The organism is Alicyclobacillus mali NBRC 102425 (genome assembly GCF_001570745.1).
In the GTDB taxonomy this organism is placed as follows: domain Bacteria; phylum Bacillota; class Bacilli; order Alicyclobacillales; family Alicyclobacillaceae; genus Alicyclobacillus; species Alicyclobacillus mali.
In genome coordinates this window covers 21,384-27,396 of sequence record NZ_BCSG01000021.1, presented here as the reverse complement: position 1 = coordinate 27,396, position 6,013 = coordinate 21,384, and the positions used below count along the sequence as shown (strand labels likewise).

Below are 6,013 nucleotides of genomic sequence, written 5' to 3'. Positions count from 1 at the left end.
CCCACCGCGCTGCCGCTTCCGGTAGACGCCCCTCCTGACGACAAGGCATTCAGCGCAATGCCAAGCGGCCCACTCGCCGTCGCACTCCCACCCGAAGACAGCGCATTCACGGCGATCCCGACCGGACTATCCGCCGCTGCGCTCCCACCTGTGGCAAGTGCGTTGACCGAGACGCCCACCGGGCCCGACGCCTGCGCCTGCCCGCCCGAAGCCAGCAGGTTCAGGTCGATGCTCACCACGCCCTTGGACGTTGCCGACGTCCCGCCGCCGCTCGATCCGGTCGCGGCGCCTGCACTTGAGCCACCCGACGAGGCGGTAGTTGCGTTTCCGCCCCCCTGACTGCTTCCGGTGGCCGCGCCTGCCCCACCCGAAGATGCTATCGAATTCCCTCCGGAACCAGAACTTTCGTGAGACGAACCAATGGAGAGCCCGACGTTCAGAAGCCCGCCCGATCCCGGCGCTGAACCCGATGAACTCGTCGGCAACACATTCAACTGCACGCCCAGCCCTTGAGAACCACCCAGATTCAGATTCAGCCCCAGGAGTCCCCCCTGCGACTCTGCTGCTGATGATGTCGTCGCGGCGAAGGCCGAATGCCCACTCACTCCAAGCGCCACTGCGCCCACCGCTGTCCCCAAAACGACTGACCACGCCTTGTTCATGTCCACCCTTCCCTTCTCTTTTTCAGAGAATCGAATCGATTCTCACATTTGTGGAGGTAGCCTGCATTGTACGCCGAGCACGACGGTTCCAACATCCCTCGTCCTCGGCATCGCGCCTCCCGAAAATGAGGGAGCGGCTGTGGCAGTCACAGCCGCTCAATCACCGTTCCCGTCGCCATTCCGAATCCGATGCACATCACTTGCAGGCCGTAGCGCCCACCGGTGTCCTCCAGCTCGTGCAGGAGCGTCGTCATGATGCGCGCGCCGCTCGCCCCCAGCGGATGGCCAAGCGCGATGGCGCCTCCCCTTGGATTCACCCTCGCCATGTCCGGCTCAATCTCCCGCTTCCAAGCGAGCACCACCGACGCAAACGCCTCGTTGATTTCGATCACGTCGATGTCCTCCAGGTTGAGCCCGGCGCGATCGAGCGCCTTTCTCGTGGCCGGAATGACACCTGTCAGCATGATGACCGGATCCACGCCCACCACCACGCGCGACACAATGCGCGCCCGAGGCTTCAAGCCTAGCTTCGCCGCCTTTTCTCCCGACATCAGGAGCACGGCCGCCGCGCCGTCCGAGATTTGGCTCGCGTTGCCCGCCGTGACGCGCCCATCCGGGCGAAACGACGGTTTCAGCCCGCCCAGCTTCTCCAAGGACGTATCGCGCCGGATCCCCTCGTCGCTCGTCACCGTCACCTTCTCGGGGCCGACGTTCTCCACCGGCACGCGCTCCCTGTCGAACAGGCCCGCGTCCTCCGCCCTCGCCGCCTTCTGATGACTCTCGAGCGAGAACGCGTCCATCTCTTCGCGGCTGATCTGCCACTTGTCCGCGATCATCTCCGCCGAGAAACCCTGCGGTACAATCTGAAACCGCTTGGTGAGCGCCGTCGAGAACTTGCCGAGGTCCGTGCCCATCGGTACGCGGCTCATATTCTCCACGCCGCACGCAATGACCACGTCCATGTCGCCAGCCAAAATGGCCTGTGCGGCATTATGGATGGCCTGTTGACTGGAACCGCACATGCGGTTGAGCGAAAACGACGGCACCTCCACGGGCAACCCGGCCGCCAGGACGGCCATCCGGCCGATGTTGCCGCCCTGTTCGCCCGTCATCGTGACACAGCCCGTCACCACGTCCTCAATTTCCATCGGATCGAGCTGATTTCGCTCGACCAGCGCCTGCAGCAAAGGCGCCAACAGGTCCACCGGGTGAACGGAAGACAGGCTCCCGTTCTTCCGGCCAATCGGCGTTCGGACCGCGTCGACAATCACCACTTCCCGCTGCACGAGCACACCTCCTTTGGTCATCTGACCGCCTTCGTCATCCGGTCAGAACGTGAACAGGTCGATCCCGCCGCACACCGGCAGTCCCACGCCCGTGATGTAACGCGCCTTGTCGGAGCAAAGAAACACAATGGCGTTCGCCACGTCCTCCGGCTCGCCTGGGCGACGGAAGGCCGTCCGCTGAATCATGCGCTCGTTCATCTGCTTGTTTCCCATGCGGAACGCCTCGGTGTTGATGATGCCCGGCACAATGGCGTTCACCGTGATCCCGTACCGCGCCCCCTCGAGCGCCATGCTCTTGGTGAAGCTGAGGATGCCGCCCTTGGTCGTGGCGTAGCTCGCCTGCCCGAAGCCTCCCTGCATGCCGACGATGGACGACATGTTGATGATCCGGCCAAAGCCCTGCTCCTTCATGTACGGCCATACGGCCTTCGTGCAATTGTACGTGCCCGACAAGTTCACACGCAGATCGCGCTCCCAAAGTTCGTCGCGCTGATTCTCAATCTGCGAGACGTGATCCAGCGTGCCCGCGTTGTTGATGAGGATGTCGATCCGGCCGAGCTCTTCCTTGACGCGGGCGAACACCTCGCGCACCTGATCGCGATCCGTCACATCCATCTTGATGGGAAACGATTTGCGGCCCATCTGGCGGATCTCCTCGGCGGTCTTCTCCGCGTACACCACCTTCGTGCTCTGCATCACCTGCGCCAGCGGGCCGTACTGCTTCGCGGCCTGTGCGCTCGACTCATCGCTTTCAATCAGGATATCGGTAATGACGACGTCCGCTCCGGCCTCGGCCAGCGCCAGCGCATCCTGCCTGCCAAGCCCGCGTGACGCGCCCGTGACCACAGCCACCTTACCTTTCAACAATTCGTTCCAAGACGACATACCTTCTTCCCCCCGTGTCTCATGCTTTGGCCGCAGCGTCCTTCAAGAACTTCGCGGGGCGCTTCTGCAGAAAGGCCGCGATCCCTTCGAGCGGCTCGCCTGTCCCGAAGGTGCGCTCGAAGTTCTCGGCCTCGACCGTGAGGCCGTGATCGAGCGGAACGGCGGCGTCCATCGCCTGCTTGGCGAGGCCCATGGCAAACACCGCGCGCTCGCTCAGGCTCTCGGCGAACGCGATGACCTCCTCGCGCAGTCGCTCCGGTTCGACGGCCTTCGTGATGAGGCCGATGGCCTCCGCCTCCTCCTTCGACAGCCGCTTGGCGAAGAAGATGAGCTCCGTCGCCTTTGCGCGACCGAGGAGCAGCGTCATGCGCTGCGTGCCGCCAGCGCCCGGGATGAGGCCGAGCGATACCTCGGTGAGCCCAATGGTCCCACCGCTCATGAAGCGGAAGTCGCAGGCAAGCGCGAGCTCGCAGCCCCCGCCAAGGGCGTGCCCGTGAATGGCCGCAATGACCGGGCGGGGAAACTTCGCGACGCGATCGAACACGCGCTGCATGCGGCTCGCGGCGTCGCGGATGGCTCCTCCCTGTCCGGCGTACTTGCTCGCGTTTTGCGTCATCATCTTCAGGTCCGCGCCCGCGACGAAGGTCTTCGGATGCGCCGAGGCCAGGATGAGCACTCGAGCCGTCTTGTCGGCCTCCAGTTCCGAGAGGAGCGCGTCGAGATCGTCGACCAGCGCATCCGAAATCGCGTTGGCGGGCGGATTGTCGATCTCGACCCACACCACGCCCTTGTCCAGGCGCTCGATGCGCAGCGTGGAATACGACATGGGTCCACCTCCTCACAGGCGAAGTCCGTGCGGTTCATACAGCCGCCGGGCCACAATCAGGTGTTGGATCTGGTTGGTGCCCTCGAAGATGTCGAACACCTTCACGTCGCGGTACAGCTTCTCGACCAGATGCCCATCGAGACCGATGGGGCCCATGATCTCCAGACAATCCGCGCACACCTCGAGCGAAATCCTCCCGGCGTGCGCCTTGCACATCGCGGCCTCCTTGGCGTTGGGTTGCCCGAGATCCGCCTTCCACGCCGCTTCCCACGTCAGAAGGCGTGCCGCGTGGATTTTGGAGTCCATCTCCCCGAGCTTCGCCAGCACGTCGGACTGCAGGCGGCTGCCGCGCGGGTATTCCCGCTTGACGAAATCGAGCGTGTACTCGTACGCGGCTCGCGCGATTCCGACGGCCATCGCGGCGACAATGGGCCTGGTGCTGTCAAACGTGGACATGGCCACCCGAAACCCGGACGATCCGGCTCGGTTCTCGTAATGGGCCTCACCGCCGAGCAGGTTGTCGATGGGGACGAAGCAGTCCTCAAAGACGAGTTCGGCCGTCTCCGAGGCGCGCAGGCCCATCTTGTGCGCGACGCGGGTGCAAGTGAATCCGGGCGTGCCTTTCTCCACGACAAACGCGCGGTGACCCGCTCTGCCGAGCGACGGATCGACCGTGGCAAATGCCACCACCCAGGACGCTCGGCCTCCGTTGGTGATGTAGACCTTGTGGCCGTTCAGCACGTAGCCTCCGTCCACTTTCTTGGCCGACGTCCGGATGCCCGACACGTCCGATCCGGCGCCTGGCTCGGTCAGCGCGTACGCGCCCCAGCGCGGCTCCTCGCGCGTGAAAATGCCGAGAAACCGCTCTTTCTGCTCCGGTGTCCCGGTTGACATGACGGGCGGGCCACCCAGGCCGGGTCCAGGGAGCGAAAGCGCGATGGCCGGATCGCCCCATGCCAGTTCTTCCGCCGCAATCACGCCGAGCCGGTTGGACTGGCGCTCGCGCGGTTCCTTGCGGGCCGCATCGTCTTTGTTCTTGCGGTCGCCGCCACCGCCGAAGTTCGACATGCTGAGCGTGATACCCATGCGATTCACCTTGCGCAGCCAGTCGTCCGGGACGCGCTCCTCTTGATCCGCGAGGAGCGAGATGGGCCGCACCTCGTGTTCTGCGAACCAGTGCACCATGTCCCGAACCTGCTTCTGCTGCGGGCTGAGTTCAAAGTCGATCACACCAGCACACCTTCCTTCTCCTCGAGCCCAAGCGCCCGCGCGCCCGCGCGCTCGAACCAGTCGAGCTCCCGGCCGTACAACACCGCCTGCGCCTGGACGTCGCGCATCCACTTTTCCGCCGGATATTCCTGGAGATAGCCCGCGCCGCCGAGCATCTGCACGCCTTGGTTGGTCACGAAACGCCCGCTGCGAAGCGCATACGCGAGCGCGCGCGCCGCGTCCTGCATGGCACCCTCGCCGCGGCTGTCCACGGCGTGCGCGGCCAACCAGACCAGGTTGCGCGCCGCCTCCGTCTCAATGGCCATATCCGCCACGGTGAACGAAACGCCCTGGAACTTCGGAATCTCCTGCCCAAATGCCTTGCGCTGACTTGTGTATTCCACCGCGTATTCCAGCGAGGCTCTCATCGCGCCGACGCACTTGGCCGCCTCGAGAACGGCCACACGGGCCTGGGCCGCCTTCAGCACCCGTTCCGCATCGTCTCCGCGGACCAGCACGTCCTCGGGTCGCACGACGGTCCCTTCGAAGCCAATGCGCCCGATATGGGCCGCCAAGAGCCCCAGTCGCACATCGCCTGCGTCCTCGGACCACTGCGCCGCAGTACGGTCCAGCCAGGCGAGAATCGCCTCACCGCCCGGCGCCACGAAGCTCACCAGCAGCTGATCCGCCCCCAGCACCGCCCGGCGCGGAAAGGCCACGCCTTCGAGGCGAAAGCCGCTGCGCTCGACAATCACGGCTACCTCCCCGGGCGCCAGGTGAATCCAGGGAATTCGCTGAGCTGCTCCGTCGGCCAGCTCCAAGCGTGCGGGCTCGGGGAGCACGCGCATGACGGAAGCGCTGTCACAGAGCCCCGGCAGGCCCTGTACGATGCCGAGATCGCCAAAGGCAAGCGCTTCGAGAACCTGAACCTGCGAGATGAGTGGCAACTCCGCCCCTGCGAGCGACTCGGGGATTTCGAGCGAAAGGAGGCCGAGTTCGTGCGCTGCGGAGATGACATCGTCCCCAGGGGTCCGCGCCTTTTCCGCGTTGCGCGCGTGATCGCGCAGCCGCTCGCGCGCGAACTGAGTGGCCACCTCCACAAACGCCCGCTCTTCGTCGGACGGGAGAAACGAGATCATACAATT

The 6,013-nt window shown here is 64.9% G+C and carries 5 protein-coding genes and 1 pseudogene; all 6 read right to left on the bottom strand.

Annotation, left to right across the window (positions count from 1 at the left end; translation table 11 throughout):
* Positions 1-662 (bottom strand): annotated as a pseudogene (locus AMA01_RS13830) (hypothetical protein); the annotation flags it as partial.
* Positions 663-808: 146 nt separating this feature from the next.
* Positions 809-1,969 carry a thiolase family protein gene (locus AMA01_RS08680; RefSeq protein WP_067850051.1) on the bottom strand — a complete coding sequence of 387 codons (1,161 nt, stop codon included), beginning with the start codon at positions 1,967-1,969 and terminating at the stop codon, positions 809-811.
* A gap of 21 nt (positions 1,970-1,990) precedes the next feature.
* Positions 1,991-2,833: an SDR family NAD(P)-dependent oxidoreductase gene (locus tag AMA01_RS08675; protein ID WP_067850049.1), complete on the bottom strand. Its 843-nt coding sequence runs from the start codon at positions 2,831-2,833 to the stop codon at positions 1,991-1,993.
* Positions 2,834-2,852: 19 nt separating this feature from the next.
* A complete protein-coding gene (locus AMA01_RS08670) occupies positions 2,853-3,659 on the bottom strand; it encodes an enoyl-CoA hydratase/isomerase family protein (RefSeq protein WP_067850047.1) in 807 nt (268 codons plus the stop codon).
* Between the two features lie 12 nt (positions 3,660-3,671).
* On the bottom strand, positions 3,672-4,889 hold the full coding sequence (locus tag AMA01_RS08665) for an acyl-CoA dehydrogenase family protein (protein WP_067850045.1): 1,218 nt from the start codon (positions 4,887-4,889) through the stop codon (positions 3,672-3,674).
* Complete coding sequence (locus AMA01_RS08660) at positions 4,886-6,007, bottom strand: acyl-CoA dehydrogenase family protein (protein WP_067850043.1); 1,122 nt, start codon at positions 6,005-6,007, stop codon at positions 4,886-4,888. The genes AMA01_RS08665 and AMA01_RS08660 overlap by 4 nt, the downstream gene beginning before the upstream one ends.
* Positions 6,008-6,013: the final 6 nt, after the last annotated feature.